The organism is Gordonia sp. N1V (assembly GCF_029269935.1).
Lineage (GTDB): Bacteria > Actinomycetota > Actinomycetes > Mycobacteriales > Mycobacteriaceae > Gordonia > Gordonia polyisoprenivorans.
The window spans coordinates 61,843-77,671 of the sequence record NZ_JARJDD010000014.1; the positions used below are offsets into that span (position 1 = coordinate 61,843).

The 15,829-nt window shown below is 67.1% G+C and carries 17 protein-coding genes; 6 read left to right on the forward strand and 11 right to left on the reverse strand.

What is annotated here, in order from left to right:
- Positions 1-68 precede the first annotated feature (68 nt).
- Entirely contained in the window at positions 69-1,181 is a 1,113-nt protein-coding gene (locus P3L18_RS18060) for an NDMA-dependent alcohol dehydrogenase (RefSeq protein ID WP_006369766.1), read from the forward strand.
- A gap of 136 nt (positions 1,182-1,317) precedes the next feature.
- On the opposite strand, the gene P3L18_RS18065 is transcribed toward P3L18_RS18060, so the two are convergent.
- From P3L18_RS18065 to P3L18_RS18110, 10 genes are read right to left on the reverse strand one after another with little or no spacing between them, the layout of a single operon-like run.
- Positions 1,318-2,280 carry a helix-turn-helix domain-containing protein gene (locus P3L18_RS18065; protein ID WP_276114846.1) on the reverse strand — a complete coding sequence of 321 codons (963 nt, stop codon included), beginning with the start codon at positions 2,278-2,280 and terminating at the stop codon, positions 1,318-1,320.
- Between the two features lie 4 nt (positions 2,281-2,284).
- The gene (paaK, locus tag P3L18_RS18070; RefSeq protein WP_079928724.1) at positions 2,285-3,601 is read right to left on the reverse strand and encodes a phenylacetate--CoA ligase PaaK; all 1,317 of its coding nucleotides are present in this window, start codon (positions 3,599-3,601) and stop codon (positions 2,285-2,287) included.
- A gap of 32 nt (positions 3,602-3,633) precedes the next feature.
- A complete protein-coding gene (paaE, locus tag P3L18_RS18075; RefSeq protein WP_276114847.1) occupies positions 3,634-4,740 on the reverse strand; it encodes a 1,2-phenylacetyl-CoA epoxidase subunit PaaE in 1,107 nt (368 codons plus the stop codon).
- A 2-nt stretch (positions 4,741-4,742) separates the two neighbouring features.
- On the reverse strand, positions 4,743-5,252 hold the full coding sequence (paaD, locus tag P3L18_RS18080; protein ID WP_276114848.1) for a 1,2-phenylacetyl-CoA epoxidase subunit PaaD: 510 nt from the start codon (positions 5,250-5,252) through the stop codon (positions 4,743-4,745).
- A 1-nt stretch (position 5,253) separates the two neighbouring features.
- Positions 5,254-6,171: a 1,2-phenylacetyl-CoA epoxidase subunit PaaC gene (gene paaC / locus P3L18_RS18085; RefSeq protein WP_276114849.1), complete on the reverse strand. Its 918-nt coding sequence runs from the start codon at positions 6,169-6,171 to the stop codon at positions 5,254-5,256.
- Between the two features lie 12 nt (positions 6,172-6,183).
- The gene (paaB, locus tag P3L18_RS18090; RefSeq protein WP_006369755.1) at positions 6,184-6,477 is read right to left on the reverse strand and encodes a 1,2-phenylacetyl-CoA epoxidase subunit PaaB; all 294 of its coding nucleotides are present in this window, start codon (positions 6,475-6,477) and stop codon (positions 6,184-6,186) included.
- A complete protein-coding gene (gene paaA, locus P3L18_RS18095; RefSeq protein ID WP_276114850.1) occupies positions 6,474-7,424 on the reverse strand; it encodes a 1,2-phenylacetyl-CoA epoxidase subunit PaaA in 951 nt (316 codons plus the stop codon). The genes paaB and paaA overlap by 4 nt, the downstream gene beginning before the upstream one ends.
- Before the next feature lie 13 nt (positions 7,425-7,437).
- Positions 7,438-8,217, reverse strand: coding sequence for an enoyl-CoA hydratase-related protein (locus P3L18_RS18100; protein ID WP_211543785.1), 780 nt, complete (start codon positions 8,215-8,217; stop codon positions 7,438-7,440).
- Positions 8,214-9,092 (reverse strand): 3-hydroxyacyl-CoA dehydrogenase family protein, encoded by an 879-nt coding sequence (locus P3L18_RS18105; RefSeq protein WP_079928720.1) that lies wholly within the window; start codon positions 9,090-9,092, stop codon positions 8,214-8,216. Before P3L18_RS18105 ends, P3L18_RS18100 begins: the two co-directional genes overlap by 4 nt.
- Complete coding sequence (locus P3L18_RS18110) at positions 9,089-9,850, reverse strand: enoyl-CoA hydratase/isomerase family protein (protein WP_079928719.1); 762 nt, start codon at positions 9,848-9,850, stop codon at positions 9,089-9,091. Before P3L18_RS18110 ends, P3L18_RS18105 begins: the two co-directional genes overlap by 4 nt.
- 114 nt (positions 9,851-9,964) lie before the next feature.
- Here P3L18_RS18110 and P3L18_RS18115 point away from each other — a divergent pair, with 114 nt between their 5' ends.
- The 4 genes from P3L18_RS18115 to paaI all read left to right on the forward strand — a co-directional run bounded on the left by P3L18_RS18115 (position 9,965) and on the right by paaI (position 13,434).
- The gene (locus tag P3L18_RS18115; protein ID WP_014361429.1) at positions 9,965-10,579 is read left to right on the forward strand and encodes a TetR/AcrR family transcriptional regulator; all 615 of its coding nucleotides are present in this window, start codon (positions 9,965-9,967) and stop codon (positions 10,577-10,579) included.
- Between the two features lie 79 nt (positions 10,580-10,658).
- Positions 10,659-12,698, forward strand: coding sequence for a phenylacetic acid degradation bifunctional protein PaaZ (paaZ, locus tag P3L18_RS18120; protein WP_079928718.1), 2,040 nt, complete (start codon positions 10,659-10,661; stop codon positions 12,696-12,698).
- Positions 12,699-12,703: 5 nt separating this feature from the next.
- The gene (locus tag P3L18_RS18125; protein ID WP_079928717.1) at positions 12,704-13,018 is read left to right on the forward strand and encodes an EthD family reductase; all 315 of its coding nucleotides are present in this window, start codon (positions 12,704-12,706) and stop codon (positions 13,016-13,018) included.
- A 44-nt stretch (positions 13,019-13,062) separates the two neighbouring features.
- Positions 13,063-13,434, forward strand: coding sequence for a hydroxyphenylacetyl-CoA thioesterase PaaI (gene paaI, locus P3L18_RS18130; RefSeq protein ID WP_172398733.1), 372 nt, complete (start codon positions 13,063-13,065; stop codon positions 13,432-13,434).
- An 18-nt stretch (positions 13,435-13,452) separates the two neighbouring features.
- On the opposite strand, the gene P3L18_RS18135 is transcribed toward paaI, so the two are convergent.
- Complete coding sequence (locus P3L18_RS18135; protein WP_079928715.1) at positions 13,453-14,388, reverse strand: NADP-dependent oxidoreductase; 936 nt, start codon at positions 14,386-14,388, stop codon at positions 13,453-13,455.
- A gap of 171 nt (positions 14,389-14,559) precedes the next feature.
- Between P3L18_RS18135 and P3L18_RS18140 the strand changes: the two genes are divergently transcribed.
- On the forward strand, positions 14,560-15,822 hold the full coding sequence (locus P3L18_RS18140) for an NAD(P)/FAD-dependent oxidoreductase (protein WP_079928714.1): 1,263 nt from the start codon (positions 14,560-14,562) through the stop codon (positions 15,820-15,822).
- Positions 15,823-15,829: the final 7 nt, after the last annotated feature.

Sequence of the window (15,829 nt, forward strand, 5' to 3'; positions counted from 1 at the left end):
GACGGACCTTTGACGACCGCCCGAACATCGGACCACCGAAGTAACTTCACCGAAGACAAGGATCGATCATGAAGACACAAGCAGCAGTTCTGTGGGAGCCCGGTCAGGATTGGCAGATCGAGGAACTCGAGCTCGACGCGCCGAAGTACGGCGAGGTGAAGGTCGAGCTGGCGGCGTCGGGGATGTGCCATTCCGACGAGCACGTCCGCGACGGCAGCGTGCCCGTGGGGATGTATCCGTACATCGGCGGCCACGAGGGCGCCGGTGTGGTGACCGAGATCGGCCCGGGGGTGAAGTCCGTCGAGGTCGGCGACCACGTCGCCCTCGGTTTCATCCCGGCCTGCGGGCGGTGCCCGTCGTGCGCCAAGGGGATGTCGAGCATCTGTGATCTCGGCGCCAATCTGCTTGCCGGCGTGCAGCTCTCCGACGGCACTTCTCGCCATCACGTCAACGGCCAGGATGCGGGTCTGATGTGTCTGCTCGGCACCTTCGCACCGGTAACCGTGGTCAACGAGGCGTCGTGCGTCAAACTCACCAAGGACATCCCGCTCGACAAGGCCGCTCTCGTCGGGTGCGGTGTGACCACCGGTTGGGGCTCGTCGGTCTACGCGGCCGGCGTTTCCGCCGGTGAGACCGTCGTCGTATTGGGTATGGGCGGCGTAGGCTGTGGCGCGGTGCAGGGTGCAGCGCTGGCGGGTGCGCGGCACGTCGTGCTCGTCGATCCGTCGCCGTTCAAGCGGGATCAGGCCAAGATCTTCGGCGCCACGCACGCGGTCGCGAGCATCGAGGAGGCACAGGAACTCTTGCAGGAAATCACCTGGGGTCAGCTGGCCGACAAGGTGCTCATCACCGTCGACGTCGCACAGGGCGCCCTGGTGGCACCGGCGATGAGCCTGGTCGCCAAGGGTGGTGTGTGCGTGCAGGTCTCGGTAGGTGACCTGACCGCCACAGATGTCACGATGAGCCTGTTCGACCTCACCGCGATGCGCAAGACGTTCAAGGGAGCATGGTTCGGCAACGCCAACATCCGCTTCGACATCCCCCACCTGCTACGTCTGTACATGGAGGGGCGCCTCAAGCTCGACGAGATGATCACGCGCACATACACTCTCGACCAGGTCAACGACGGCTACGCCGCGATGCGCCGCGCCGAGAACGTGCGCGGGGTGATCATGTACTGACGTTGCGAACGCTGTCCGAGTTGGCAGACGCGGTGGGTGTACCACCCGCGTTTGCCAACTCGGGCAGCGTTTTTCATACAGTCGGTCAGTCCAGTCCGTGGATGCGGGCGTGGATGTGGGATGCCGGGGTACAGGATCAGCCGGCGGCGGGCAGGTGGGAGTCGCGATATTGACGCGGGCTCATGCCGTAGGCGCTCTTGAAGATCCGGGAGAAGTGGGCGGCCTCGACGAGACCGTTGGCGGCACAGATCGCCCCGACGCTGCGGTGGATCTGCAGCGGGTCGGCCAGGTCGCCGCGGCATCGCTCCAGTCGCAGCCGGCGGATGAATCCGGCGACGGTGTCGCCGTCCTGCGCGAAGAGCTTCTGCAGATAGCGCAGCGACACATGATGATGAGCCGCAACGGCTGCCGGTGTCAGGAACGGGTCACCGAGGTGCCCTTCGATGTACGTCCGCGCCGACATCAGCACCGTGTCCCCGGCACCGATGCCGGTGTCGGGCACCGCGGCACGCAGGCAGGCGCTGACGAGGTCGGCCACGGCATCGGTCACGAGGGACTGCGCGCTCATTCCCTGCGGCGCCATCGACTCCTCGCCCAGCGATTGTTCCCGCAGCGCGCAGAGCATCGGACGCAGCAGAGCACCCACACCGGTGCATGAGGTGATGGTGCGCGCCACGCCGTCGTCGAGTTCGGAGTCATTGATACGCAACGTCTCCCGCGGGATGACGGCGACCAGGATGTCGAACGAGTCGGCCAAGGCCAGCTCGTAACGTCGGCTCGTGTCGTAGACGGCCAGGTCCCCGGGTCCGAGTTCGGCCTCCCGCCCGGCCTGTGACACCGTCGAATGCCCCGACAACTGCAGCGCCACCTTGATCACGCCGGGGTCGGCCCGCCGGATCGTCGACGCGGTCCGGCGCACCCACGCCGACGCCCCGAGCACCTCCGACAGCTGGAGGTCCCCGAGTTCCCGGCTGGCGAGGCCGCCGCTGAATGCCGTGGGCGCGCCGACGAGCGGCGCGGCGTCCAACGGCACGAAGGCACTCGAGATCGCCTCCCGCCACACGTCGAACTCCAGATCGTGTGAGGCGGCGGTGCTCATGACATCAATCCTTGGGGCGGTTGTCGACCAATCGTTTCGCCTTGCCGGTCGATCGTTGGAGGGTCCCGGGCTCGGCGATCTCGACATCCACGGTAACCCCGATCCGATTCTTGATGGCCTTTCTCAGCGAATCGGCAGCAGGCTGCCAGTCCGAACCCGGTGCGTCGGGGCGGTATTCGACACGCACGGTCAGATTGTCCATGCGGCCGGGACGTTCGAGGACGCACTGGAATTGGGGCGCGAGTGCCGGCACGGTGAGGATCAGTTCCTCGATCTGCGTCGGGAACAGATTGACCCCGCGCAGGATGATCATGTCGTCGCATCGTCCGGTCACCTTCTGCATTCGTCGCACCGAACGCGCGGTGCCCGGCAGCAGTCGCGTCAGATCGCGGGTGCGGTACCGGATTATCGGCATCGCCTCCTTGGTCAGAGAGGTGAAGACGAGTTCCCCCTCCTCCCCGTCCGGCAGCACCTCACCGGTCATCGGGTCGACGATCTCGGGATAGAAGTGGTCCTCCCAGATGTGCAGTCCGTCTTTGGTTTCCACGCACTCCTGCGCGACACCGGGCCCCATCACCTCCGACAGTCCGTAGATGTCGACGGCGTCCATCCCCACCTGGGTCTCGAGTTCACGCCGCATCTGCTCGGTCCACGGCTCGGCACCGAACACGCCGACGCGCAACGACGTCGACGATGGATCGATGCCCTTGGCGATCATCGCATCGACGATGGTCAACATGTACGACGGCGTGACCATGATGGCATCGGGGGCGAAGTCCTCGATCAGCTGGATCTGGCGATCGGTCATGCCGCCGGACATCGGGATCACCGTGCAGCCCAGACGCTCTGCGCCGTAGTGTGCGCCCAGCCCACCGGTGAACAGACCGTAGCCGTAGGCGACGTGGACCTTGTCCGACGGCCGAACCCCCGCCGCCCGCAGGCTGCGGGCCACCAGATCGGCCCAGTTGTTCAGATCGTTCGCGGTGTAACCGACGACGGTGGGACGGCCCGTTGTTCCCGATGAGGCGTGAATCCGCGACACCTGCTCCTGCGGTACCGCGAACATCCCGAACGGATAGTTGTCGCGCAGATCGGCTTTCGCCGTGAACGGGAACAACGACAGATCCGAGAGTTCCTTCAGATCGCTCGGATGAACCCCCTTCTCGTCGAAAGCTTTCCGGTAATGCGCGACGTTGTCGTAGGCGTGGTGCAAGGACCACTTGAGACGCGAGAGCTGCAGATCGGCGATCCGGTCGCGACTCGCGTATTCGATGGCGACGGTCTCCGAGCCGCCGGCGGCGCTGGGGAGGGTGCTGGTCATGGTGGACTCCAGGCGTGAGAGGGAGGACGGTGTCAGGCGTCGAAATCGACGGTCACGGACTCGGTTACGGGATAGGACTGGCAGGTGAGGACGAACCCGGCGGCCACCTCGGACTCCTCGAGGGCATAGTTACGTCGCATGTCGACCTCCCCACAGGTGATCTTGGCGCGGCAGGTTCCGCACACCCCGCCCTTGCAGGCGAACGGCAGGTCCGAGCGCAGGTTCTCCCCCGCGTCGAGGATGCTCTCGTCCCGAGAGAGCGAACCGGCAACCGAACGTCCGTCGAGGACGATGGTCACCTCGCTGGTGGGCCCCGAGATCCCCGGCTCCCGATGCCGATCCGGTGGCGGCGGCGTTGCCTCGACGTAGAAGAGTTCGTGGTGGATACGGTCCCTGGCGATGTCACGGGCCAGGAGCACCTCCTCGGCCGCCTCGACCATGCCGAGCGGGCCGCACAACCAGAAGTGGTCCATGTCGCCGGTCGGTACGACGGTGGTGAGGATCTCCTCGAGACGATCACGATCGAGTCGCCCGCTGAACAATTCGGCCTCGCGCGGCTCGCGGGAGAGCACGTGGATCACGTCGAACCGCGGACCGTGGGCGTCCTTGAGATCGGCGATGTCCTCGGCGAACATCACCGACCGGGTCTTGCGGTTGGCGTAGATCAGCGTCACCTCGGCGTCGGGAGTCGCCAGCATCGACGCAGCGATCGACAGTATCGGGGTGATGCCCGAGCCGGCCGCGATCAACAGGTGCCGCCCGCCCGAATCCGGGTTCGCCTGAAACGATCCCGATGGCGGCTGCACCTCGATGCGATCGCCGGGACGCACCTGATGGACGAGCCAGCTCGAGAACAGTCCCCCATTGACCTCACGAACACCCACCCGCGGCGCGGCGCCCGCGGGCGCGCAGATCGAGTAGGTGCGCCGGTGTTCGGTCCCGTCGACCGTTCGCCGCAACGTGAGGGACTGTCCGGGCCGAAAGGTGAAGGTGTCCCGCAGATCCGGCGGAACGTCGAACCGGACGGCGACGGCGTCGTCACACAGGGATTCGACGTCGGCAACGGTCAGGCGGTGGAAGTCGCGGTTGCGCGACGGACCGGTGACCGGAACGGCGGTGGTCTCGACGGTTGAGGTCACGGTCAGATCTCCTTGACGTGATCGAACGGCTCGGCACACGCCAGACACTGGTAGTGGGCTTTGCACAGGGTGGCACCGAACTCCGAGATCAGTTGCGTACGAGTCGAACCACACTGGGGGCACGCCACCTCGCGCGGCCGCGCGGTCAACGTCAGCGGGATCGGCCCGGACCGCCGCATCGGTGCCGCACCCGGTGGCGAGTACCCGGCCTCGACGAGCTTGGCGCGACCCCTGTCGGTGATCCAGTCGGTGCTCCACGCCGGAGTGAGGCTGGTTCGGATCGTGACGTCGGCAAATCCGTGACGCTGCAACGCGTCGGTGATGTCGTCGCGAATCGTGGCCATCGCCGGGCAGCCCGAGTAGGTCGGGGTGATCGTGACGGTCACCGCGCCGGGATCATCGAGCCGGACCTCGCGGATGATCCCGAGGTCGGCGAGGGTGACCATCGGCATCTCCGGGTCGAGAATCGATTCCACGATCTCCCGCGCGGATCGGGTTGCGAGTGTCTGCATCTCACCACACCCCTTCGGAGTGGCGACGGGCCACGCTCTGCATCTCGGCGAGCAGCAATCCCATGTGCTCGGTGTGCAGACCGTCACGCCCGGCGCGGCCCCCGACCCGCCCGATGTGCGGTCCGTCGAGGATCTCGACCTCGGCAGCGTGACACACCTGGCCCACGATGTCGTCGAATTCGTCTCGCACGCAAGCGGGATCGACCGCCACACCGACGGCGGCGAGTGCGAGCTCCTCGGATGCCGGGACGAACAGCTCGTCGACGTAGGGCCACACCCGCGACAGCGCGTCGAGCAGACGGCGTCGTGACTCCGCGGTGCCGCACCCGAGGGTGACCACCCAGCGGGCCGCGTAATCACGGTGATAGGTCAGCTCTTTGACGCCCTTGTCGGCGACCGCGGCCAGCACCGGATCCCGTGAGGTGCGCAGTCTGTCGAACAGGGCCAGTCGCCAGGTCGAGAACACCAGCAGCCGGACGAGCGAGACCGCGAAGTCGCCGTTGGCGATCTCGACGAGATGCACGTTGCGGAACGACGACTCGTCCCGGAAGAAGGCCAGTGCGTCTTCGGCGGGCACCGGCGTGGTCTCGGAGATGTGGGGTACCACAGCCGGATCGGCGGCCGCGGCGCGGGCGAGCAGGAGCCGCGCCGCACCGAGGAGGTCGAGTCCGATGTTCGCCAGCGCCACCTCTTCCTCGAGTTCGGGTGCGTGGGTGCACCATTGGGCGAGTCGCTGAGCACTGATCAGCGCATCGTCGCCGAGCATCAGGCAGTAGGCGGCCAGCGCGGCGTGGTCGACGTCGTCGGGGACGGTGGTGTCGACGCCGGCGAGCGGATCGTCGAAGCTGGTGCCGAAGGCCCACTGGCCGTGCGAATCCTCGTCGACGAGGCCCTCGTAGGCGTTGTCATGATCGGTCATGTCGTCGTCCTCTCACATGTGGGGGACGTTGTCGGGGATGTCGTAGAACGTGGGATGCCGGTACACCTTGTCGCCGCTCGGGGCGAAGAAGGGGTCCTTCTCCGACGGACTGGTGGCGACGATGTCGGCCGAGCGCACCACCCAAATACTGACGCCCTCGTTGCGGCGGGTATACACGTCGCGCGCATGCCGCAAGGCCATCTGGTCGTCGGCGGCGTGCAGCGACCCGACGTGCACGTGGTTCAGCCCACGCTTGCCGCGCACGAACACCTCGTACAGCGGCCATTCCGCCTTGATGTCACTCATCGGTGGTTCTCCTGTTCCCGTGCGGCGAAAGCCGTTGCCGCGTCCCGCACCCAGGCGCCGCCCTCGTGTGCGGCGCGGCGGACGGCGATCCGTTCGACGTTCATCGCACCGTTGCCCTTGACGACCTCGGTGAATTCACTCCAGTCGGGTTCGCCGAAGTCGTAGTGTCCGCGTTCGGCATTCCAGGCCAGATCCGGGTCGGGGAAGCTCACGCCGAGGGCCTCGGCCTGCGGGACGCTCATGTCGACGAACTTCTGGCGCAGCTCGTCGTTGCTGTGCCGCTTGATACCCCACGCCATCGACTGCTCGCTGTTGGGCGAACGGTCATCGGGCGGACCGAACATCATCAGCGCCGGCCACCAGAACCGGTCGACGGATTCCTGGACCATCGCGCGCTGCTCGTCGGTGCCACCCATCATTGTGGTGAGCAGCTCATAACCCTGCCGCTGATGGAAGGACTCCTCCTTGCACACGCGGATCATCGCCCGGGCGTACGGTCCGAAAGAGCTGCGGCACAACGGTACCTGGTTGCAGATGGCCGCGCCGTCGACCAGCCACCCGATGGTCCCGACGTCGGCGTAGGTCAGCGTCGGGTAGTTGAAGATCGAGGAGTACTTCTGCCGCCCGGAGATGAGTTTGTCGGTGAGGTCGGCGCGATCGGCGCCCAGTGTCTCGGCGGCCGAGTACAGGTAGAGGCCGTGGCCGGCCTCGTCCTGCACCTTGGCCATCAATATCGCCTTGCGCCGCAACGACGGAGCCCTGGTCAGCCAGTTTCCCTCGGGCTGCATGCCGATGATCTCCGAATGCGCGTGCTGGGCGATCTGCCGGATCAGCGTCTTGCGGTAGCCCTCGGGCATCCAGTCACGCGGTTCGATGCGCGCCTCGGCGGCGATGGTCGCGTCGAACGACTGCTGAAGCTCGGATTGCTGTAGTTGCGTGTCGGTCATCGTTCCTGCTCTCTCAGCGACCGCTGAACTCGGGCGTGCGCTTGTCGAGGAATGCCTCGACGGCGGCGGCGTGGTCGGCGGTCGCCCCGAGGTGACGTTGTGCGTCGTACTCACGGTCCAGCGCTTCGCTCAGTCCGACGGCGCCGGCCCCGACCAGGCCCTTGATCCGGCGGAACGCCTCGGTGGGTCCGTCGGCGAGGTGACGAGCCAGATCCACTGCGGCGGAATCGAAATCGGAATCGTCAACGACGCGATGCACAAGTCCCCAATCGAGGGCCTGCGCGGCGTCGATGCGATCGCCGAGCATCAGCAGTCCGGTGGCGCGGCTGCTGCCGAGCATGGAGACCAGATGATGCGACAGACCGGAGTCGCTCGCCAGGCCGATGCCCGCGAATGCGGTGGCGAACGTGGCGGTCTGAGAGGCGATCCGGATGTCGGCGGTCAGTGCGATCCCAAGCCCCGCACCGACGCAGGCGCCGTGGACGGCTGCGATCACCGGCACCTCGATGCCCGCGAGCGCCCGGATGACCGGGTTGTAGTGGTCGGCGACGGTGTCCATCGCGTGCTCGGGCGACTTCTTCAGTTCGGCGACGTGATCGCCGAGATCCTGTCCGACGCAGAAGTTCTTGCCCTCGGCCGCCAGCAGTACCGCACGTACCGTGCGATCACCTGCGACCTTCTCGATCGCCTGGCGCAGCGCCGTCTTGGTCTCGACGTCGAGCGCATTGTGGGCGCGCGGGCGCGCCAGGGTGATGGTGGCGAGACCGTCGGTGATCTCCAATGTCGCTGTCATCTGTCAGCCTTCCAATCGTAGAAGCCACGGCCGGACTTGCGACCGAGTTCACCGCGGGCAACCTTGTCGCGCAGCAGTTGTGGCGGTTCGAATCGCGCCCCGAGGGTCGCGGCGAGGTGGTCGGCGACGGCCAACCGCACGTCGAGTCCGACGAGATCGGTCGACCGGAGCGGACCCATCGGGTGCCGATAGCCCAATTCCATGGCGCGGTCGATGGATTCGGCGTCGGCAACGCCTTCTTCGACCATCCGGATGGCTTCGAGACCCAGGTGGACCCCGAGCCGGCTCGTGGCGAATCCCGGGGAGTCGTTGACGACGATCGCCGTCTTGCCGAGGGCGTCGACCCATCCGCGGACGGCGTCGACGGTGCTCTGGGCGGTGGTGCCGGCCCACACGATCTCGACGAGTTCGGAGACCGGCACCGGATTGAAGAAGTGCATGCCGACGAATCGTGACGGGTCGGACAGTGCCGCACCGAGTTCGGTGATCGACAGGGAGCTCGTGTTGGAGGCGATGACGGTGGTGGCGGCCGCCGTCTCGGCGACCTGCGCGAGAACGTCGAGTTTGAGCGAGACGTTCTCGGGAACCGCCTCGACGACCAGACCGAGATCCGTCGGCAACGCGCGAGGTTCACCGACGGTGTGCACCCGTGTCAGAACCTCGTCGGGTGCCCGTCCCCCCAATTGGCCGCGGTCCGCGGCGCGTTGCAGACCGGTCGCGACACGACTGCGGGCTCCCTCCTGGTCGAGCGAGTCCGCGATGGTCACCGTGACACCGCGCTCGGCGAAGACCTGCGCGATGCCCGCGCCCATCCGTCCGCCACCGACGACGCCGACGGTTGCCGGGAGATCGCCGCCAGAAGTGCTGCTGTTCATGACTTCTTCTCCAGGAATGCGGCCATGCGGTCGGTCTTGTCGGGTCCTTCGAAGAGCACGGCCTGTGCGATGTCGTCGGCCCACGGGTGATGCCCGGGGGCGTCGATGACGGTCTTCGACAGGCGCAGCGCCAGCGCCGACTGCGCGACGATGCGATCGATGACGGTCTCGGCCGCGGCGAACGGGTCGTCGGCGACCTCCATGACCAGGCCGTGCCGGAGCGCCTGCTCGGCGTCGAGTCGCGCGCCGGCGAGCAGGATCTGTTTGGCGACCGAGATGCCGACGAGTTGCGGGAGGCGGTAGCTCGCGCCGGCCGCGGCGAGGATGCCCAGAGCGGGCTCCGGGTTGCCGAACACCGCATCCGGTGCGGCGATGCGGATGTCGCAGGCATAGGCGAGTTCGGCACCACCACCGAGCGCGTAACCCTCGACGACGGCGACAGTGGGAAGCGCGAGCGCCGCGATCCGGTCGAACAGGGTGCGATTGATCCCGGCCAGGGCATCGTCGCGGGTACGTCGGGCGAGCTGTGCGAGGTCGGCGCCGCCCGCGAAGTTGCGTCCGGCCCCGCACAGCAGCACCGGTTTGGGCGCCCGCTCGACGATCGCACACACCCGGTGCAGTTCGGCGATCATCTCGCCGGTGATCGCGTTGCGACGCTCCGGACGGTTCAGCGTGACCCGGTAGCGATCACCGTCGTCGGAGATCACCACGTGGTCGAGATCGACGGGTCGCGTGTCGGTGGTCACCGCACCGGCCATGATTGGCCCTCCTCACACTGTGGACCCCTCCATTAATAACCGACCTTTTGGTCGGTTGCAACCCCTTGCCCACCCCGGACGCCACTCCGCGGACTCTTTGCCATCATGAGATCCATGACCACAGCGAAACCGGCCAAGCGCACGGGCCGCCCGGGGCGCCCCGGTTACGACCTCGACTCGCTGCTCGCGGTCGCGGTCAAGGTGTTCAACGAGAAGGGGTACGACGGCACCAGCATGGATGTGCTCGCCGACCGGCTCGGGATCAGCAAGTCGTCGATCTATCACCACGTCTCGGGCAAGCAGGAACTCCTCGAGCTGGCTCTCGGGCGTGCACTCGGAGCACTCTTTGCCGCCACCACCGAGGCCGGCACGACTGAGGGCCGGCACATCGATCGGCTGGAATACCTGGTCAGGCGCAGTGTGGAGATCCTGGCCGCCGAACTCCCCTACGTCACGCTGCTGCTGCGGGTACGTGGCAACTCGGTCGTCGAGCGCCGGGCACTGGCCCGTCGACGCGAGTTCGACGAGTTCGTCGGCAACCTCGTCATCGGCGCCGCCGAGGAGGGCGATGTCTCGCCGGAGGTCGACCCGGCGCTGGTGGCGCGGCTGCTGTTCGGCACGGTCAACTCGCTCATCGAGTGGTACCGGCCCCGCGTCGGGGTCAGCGTCGACGAACTCGCCGACGCCGTGGTCGCGATGACGTTCGACGGACTGCGCCGCCGGCGCTGACACCGCCACCCCTTGACACGGAACCAACGTCCCGGCGATGGTAATTACCGACCGAATGGACGGTAGAGGGAGCTGGGCTGTGAGCCGATTGTTGGAAAGCTGGACACAAGGACGCTGGTACGCCGCGCCCGACGAGGGCACGCCGTTGCTCGACGCCGTCGACGGATCGGAGGTGGCGCGGATCTCGGCGACCGGTGTCGATCGCGCCGCGATGGTCGAATATGCACGCACCGTCGGCAGAGAGGCGCTGGCCTCGCTGACCTTCCACGAGCGGGCCGGGTTGCTCAAACAACTGGGCCTCACCCTCATGGCGGGCAAGGACGAGTTCTATGAACTCTCCCGCAAGACCGGCGCCACCGACCGCGACAGCGCCGTCGACATCGACGGCGGATTCGGGACCGTCCTGAGTTACGCGAGCAAGACACGACGGGAATTGCCCAACGACACCGTCTATCTCGACGGCCCGGTCGAGCCGCTCGGCAAGAATGGCACCTTCCTCGGCCAGCACCTCTACACCTCGCGACGCGGGGTTGCGGTGCAGATCAATGCCTTCAACTTCCCGGTGTGGGGTTTCCTGGAGAAGCTGGCCCCGGCGTTCATCGCCGGCGTGCCCACGATCGTCAAACCCGCCAGTGCCACTGCCTATCTCACCGAACTCGTGGTCCGCCGCATCGTCGAGAGCGGCATCCTGCCCGAGGGATCGGTGCAACTACTGTGCGGAAGCGCGGGCGATCTGCTCGACCATCTCGACGGACAGGATTCGGTGGCGTTCACCGGCTCGGCCGACACCGCCGCCGTGCTGCGCGCCCATCCGACGGTGGTGGCATCCGGGTTGCACTTCACCGCCGAGGCGGACTCACTCAACGCATCGATCCTCGGCGCCGACATCGGTGTCGACGATCCCGAATTCGAGCTGTACGTACGGCAACTCGTCACCGAGATGACCGTCAAGGCCGGGCAGAAATGCACCGCGATCCGGCGCGCACTGGTCCCCGAGCCGCTCGTCGACGCCGTAGTCGAGGCCGCGTCGACGAGACTGGCCGTGATCCGCGTCGGCAATCCCGCCGCCCCCGACGTCCGGATGGGCGCCCTCGCGAGCATCGACCAGCGCGACGAGGTCCTGAAATCACTTCGCGGACTGACCAAGTCGGCCGACATCGTCTTCGGCGACCCCGACCACGTCGAGCTCGTCGACGCCGAGCGGTCAAAAGGCGCATTTCTCTCGCCGATCCTGTTGCGCGCCAACGACAGCTGGGCGCCGGAGATCCACGACATCGAGGCCTTCGGCCCAGTGTCGACGGTCATCGGCTACCGCGACACCGACGACGCCATCGCCCTCGCCGCCCGCGGCCGTGGATCGCTGGTCGCCTCATTGGTGACCGCCGATACCGATGTCGCGGCGACCGTCGTGCGCGGCATCGCCGCCTACCACGGTCGCATTCTGGTGCTCAACGCCGAGGATGCCGCCGAATCCACCGGCCACGGCTCACCGCTGCCGGTCCTGGTGCACGGCGGCCCCGGCCGCGCGGGTGGCGGGGAGGAACTCGGCGGCATCCGCGGCGTGCTCCACCACATGCAGTGCACCGCGGTGCAGGGCACACCGAACATCCTCACCGCGATCGGACGGCGTTGGGTCAGCGGCGCCGACCGCGTGCACACCGACGTGCACCCGTTCCGGAAGAATCTGTCGCAGTTGCAGATCGGTGACACCATCGTCGGTGGGCCGCGTCAGGTGACGCGCGCCGACATCGACCACTTCGCCGAATTCACCGGCGACACCTTCTATGCACACACCGACCCGGAGGCTGCCGCGGCCAACCCCCTCTTCGGCGGCATCGTCGCCCACGGATACCTGGTGGTGTCGCTGGCCGCGGGCCTGTTCGTCGATCCGGCACCGGGTCCGGTGCTGGCCAACTTCGGTGTCGACGGATTGCGATTCCTCACCCCGGTCAAAGCCGAGGACAGCCTCATCGTCACGTTGACGGCCAAACAGATCACGCCGCGCCAGAGCGCCGATTACGGTGAGGTGCGCTGGGATGCCGTCGTCACCAATCAGAACGACGACCCGGTGGCGACCTACGACGTGCTCACGCTCGTCGCCAAAGCCGAAAAGGAGTAATCGACATGACCGTTCGCGTTGCCGTCTGCTATGGACAACCCGCCGACCCCGCCGCGTTCGACGACTACTACGAGCGGGTGCACATCCCGCTCGCGAATGCGATCCCGGGCCTGACCGAGTACACCTATGCCAAGGTGTCGACGCTCGACGGCTCCGAGCCGCCGTACTATTCGGTCGCGAGCCTGTACTTCGCCGACGACGACTCGTTGAAGGCCGGCCTGGGGTCTCCCGAGATGGCCGCCGCCGCAGGTGATGTGCCCAACTTCGCCACCGGTGGGGTCACCATGTTCACCCACGCCGAGACCTCGGTGCGTCCGTGACGTCGGTTCCCGACGAGGTCACCGACCACGCGATCGCGCGGCGGATGTTCGCCGAGGACAACGCGTCTCGCGCGCTCGGCATCGAGCTCCTCGAGCTCGGTGCCGGGTGGGCGCGGATGTCGATGCGCATAGCAGCACAGATGGTCAACGGCCACGGCATCACCCACGGCGGCTATGTGTTTCTCCTCGCCGACACCGCGTTCGCGGTCGCCTGCAACAGCGGTGACGACGCTGCGGTGGCCGCCCGCTGCGATATCCGCTTCCTACGTCCCACCCACGCCGGTGACCTGCTCGTCGCCGACGCCCGCGAGGTAGCGGGCTTCGGGCGCAATGGGATCTACGATGTCACCGTCACCTGCGGCGAGCAGGTGGTCGCCGAATTCCGCGGTGACAGCCGCACCATCGCCCGCCCCTGAGCCACGCGCCGGCCGGTCTCAGACGCGGACGACGATCTTCCCGCGCACATGGCCGGACTCGCTGCGCTCGTGCGCGGCGGCGGCATCGGCCAGGTCGAACACCTCGGCGATCTCGGGAGTCAGGGCACCCGTCTCGCCGAGTCGGGCGAGTTCTGCAAGATCGGTGGCGTCGGGCCGCACCCAGACGTACTGGCCACCGAACTCGTCTCGCGCCCGCGCATCGGTGATGGAGGCGACGGTGCCGCCCGCGCGCAACACCTCCGGCACCGAGTCCAGCGCGTCACCGCCGACATAGTCGAGAACCGCGTCCACACCTCGGGGTTCGAGCGCGCATACCCGCTCGGCCAGGCCCTGTCCGTAGGTGACGGGTTCGGCACCGAGGCGTCGGAGGAAGTCGTGATTGGCGGCCGACGCCGTGCCGATCACCCGGGCGCCCATCGACCGCGCGATCTGCACGGCAAACGAGCCGACACCGCCGGCGGCGGCGTGGACGAGCACCGTGTGCCCCGATCGCACGCCCGCGCGCCGAATCGTCTGGTACGCGGTAAGCCCGGCGAGCGGAACGGCCGCTGCGTCTTCGAACGACCACCCGGCCGGCTTGCGGGCGAGGGTTCGTACCGGCGCGGCGACGAATTCGGCGAGCGTTCCGCCCGCCACCTCCCCACCGACGACGTCTTTGCGGACGTAGCCGAACACCTCGTCGCCGACCTCGAATTCCGGTGTGTCCAAGCCCACTTGCTCGACGACACCGGCGACATCCCATCCCGGGACGACCGGGAACACGGTGTCGAGGACCTCGGCGAGGTAGCCCTGGCGAACCTTCCAGTCCACGGGATTGACACTCGAAGCGCGCACGCGCACGAGGACGGAGTCGGGTCCGACGTGAGGTGTCGGGAGATCGCGCAGCGTCAGGACATCGGAGCCGCCGAAGCGGTCATAGGTGATTGCTCGCATGGTCGCTGCAACGGGCTCCCCGATCGATTGATTCCGTGGGTTGTCGACCGCTCTGACAGCATTCGGGAAAACCGATGCAATGCACCGATTAATACCGCTGTACAGATTCAACAGCTTCACGCGATCCTTGATCCGACGCACGAGACATTGGGCGAACGTTGGAGGTTGGCAGTGGAGAACGAGCAGATCGACGTGGTCATCGTCGGTGCCGGGCAGGCCGGTATCGCCATGAGTGAACACCTCGGCGCGCAGGGAATCGAGCACCTGGTGCTCGAGCGTGATCGCGTCGCCGAGCGCTGGCGCTCGTGGCGGTGGGACTCCCTCGTCGCCAACGGGCCGGCGTGGCACGACCGCTTCCCGAACATGCAATTCGATGCCGACCCCGATTCCTTCGTCGGAAAGGACGGCGTCGCCGACTATCTCGCAGCCTACGCCTCGATGATCTCCGCGCCCATCCGCACCGGTGTCGAGGTGATCTCGGTCCGACGACACAACGGCCGCTCGGGTTTTCGTGTCGAAACGAGCGAGGGCACCATCGACGCCCGCTTCGTCGTCTCGGCAACCGGGGCCTTCCAGAAGCCCGTCATCCCGCCGCTGGTACCCGCCGATTCGGCACTGCACCAGATCCATTCGAGTTCCTATCACCGGCCACAGCAGCTACCCGACGGCGCGGTACTCGTCGTCGGTGCCGGCTCGTCGGGTGTGCAGATCGCCGACGAGCTCCGCGAATCGGGGCGTACGGTTTATCTTGCGGTCGGACCGCACGACCGTCCCCCGCGCAGCTATCGCGGCCGTGACTTCTGTTGGTGGCTCGGCGTTCTCGGCAAGTGGGACATGGCCGTTCCGCCCGCCGGGGCCGAGCATGTCACGATCGCCGTCAGCGGCGCTCACGGCGGACACACCGTCGATTTCCGCAGCCTCGCCGCCGATGGCATCACCCTGCTCGGACGTGCGGAGGCCGTCGTCGACGGAGTCATGACCTTTGCCGACGACCTGCGCGCCAACATCGAGGCCGGTGACGCCAACTACCTGTCGATGCTCGACGAGGCCGACGCCCACATCGCCCGCAACGGACTCGATCTGCCCGAGGAACCGCAGGCCCGGGTCATCGGACCCGATCCGGCCTGCGTCACCACACCGGTCCGATCACTCGACCTGGCGGCGCATTCGGTGGCCTCCATCGTGTGGGCCACCGGCTTCGCCTACGACTACGACTGGCTACAGGTCGCGGCCCTCGACGAACTCGGTCGGCCGCGGCATCAGCGCGGTGTCTCCAGCGAGCCCGGCGTGTATTTCCTCGGGCTGCCATGGCTGTCGCGACGCGGATCGAGCTTCATCTGGGGTGTCTGGCACGACGCCAAGTATCTCGCCGATCAGATCGCCATCCAGCGCGGTTACCTCGCCTACGAAGCGCCCGCTCTCGCCGCACGCTGAGCCCCGA

Bases quoted from the DNA above. Each gene is read 5' to 3' on its own strand.
- P3L18_RS18060 (WP_006369766.1), top strand. From the start codon at position 69: ATGAAGACACAAGCAGCAGTTCTGTGGGAGCCCGGTCAGGATTGGCAG.
- P3L18_RS18065 (WP_276114846.1), bottom strand. From the start codon at position 2,280: ATGAGCACCGCCGCCTCACACGATCTGGAGTTCGACGTGTGGCGGGAG.
- paaK (WP_079928724.1), bottom strand. From the start codon at position 3,601: ATGACCAGCACCCTCCCCAGCGCCGCCGGCGGCTCGGAGACCGTCGCC.
- paaD (WP_276114848.1), bottom strand. From the start codon at position 5,252: ATGCAGACACTCGCAACCCGATCCGCGCGGGAGATCGTGGAATCGATT.
- paaC (WP_276114849.1), bottom strand. From the start codon at position 6,171: ATGACCGATCATGACAACGCCTACGAGGGCCTCGTCGACGAGGATTCG.
- paaB (WP_006369755.1), bottom strand. From the start codon at position 6,477: ATGAGTGACATCAAGGCGGAATGGCCGCTGTACGAGGTGTTCGTGCGC.
- paaA (WP_276114850.1), bottom strand. From the start codon at position 7,424: ATGACCGACACGCAACTACAGCAATCCGAGCTTCAGCAGTCGTTCGAC.
- P3L18_RS18100 (WP_211543785.1), bottom strand. From the start codon at position 8,217: ATGACAGCGACATTGGAGATCACCGACGGTCTCGCCACCATCACCCTG.
- P3L18_RS18105 (WP_079928720.1), bottom strand. From the start codon at position 9,092: ATGAACAGCAGCACTTCTGGCGGCGATCTCCCGGCAACCGTCGGCGTC.
- P3L18_RS18110 (WP_079928719.1), bottom strand. From the start codon at position 9,850: ATGGCCGGTGCGGTGACCACCGACACGCGACCCGTCGATCTCGACCAC.
- P3L18_RS18115 (WP_014361429.1), top strand. From the start codon at position 9,965: ATGACCACAGCGAAACCGGCCAAGCGCACGGGCCGCCCGGGGCGCCCC.
- P3L18_RS18125 (WP_079928717.1), top strand. From the start codon at position 12,704: ATGACCGTTCGCGTTGCCGTCTGCTATGGACAACCCGCCGACCCCGCC.
- paaI (WP_172398733.1), top strand. From the start codon at position 13,063: ATGTTCGCCGAGGACAACGCGTCTCGCGCGCTCGGCATCGAGCTCCTC.
- P3L18_RS18135 (WP_079928715.1), bottom strand. From the start codon at position 14,388: ATGCGAGCAATCACCTATGACCGCTTCGGCGGCTCCGATGTCCTGACG.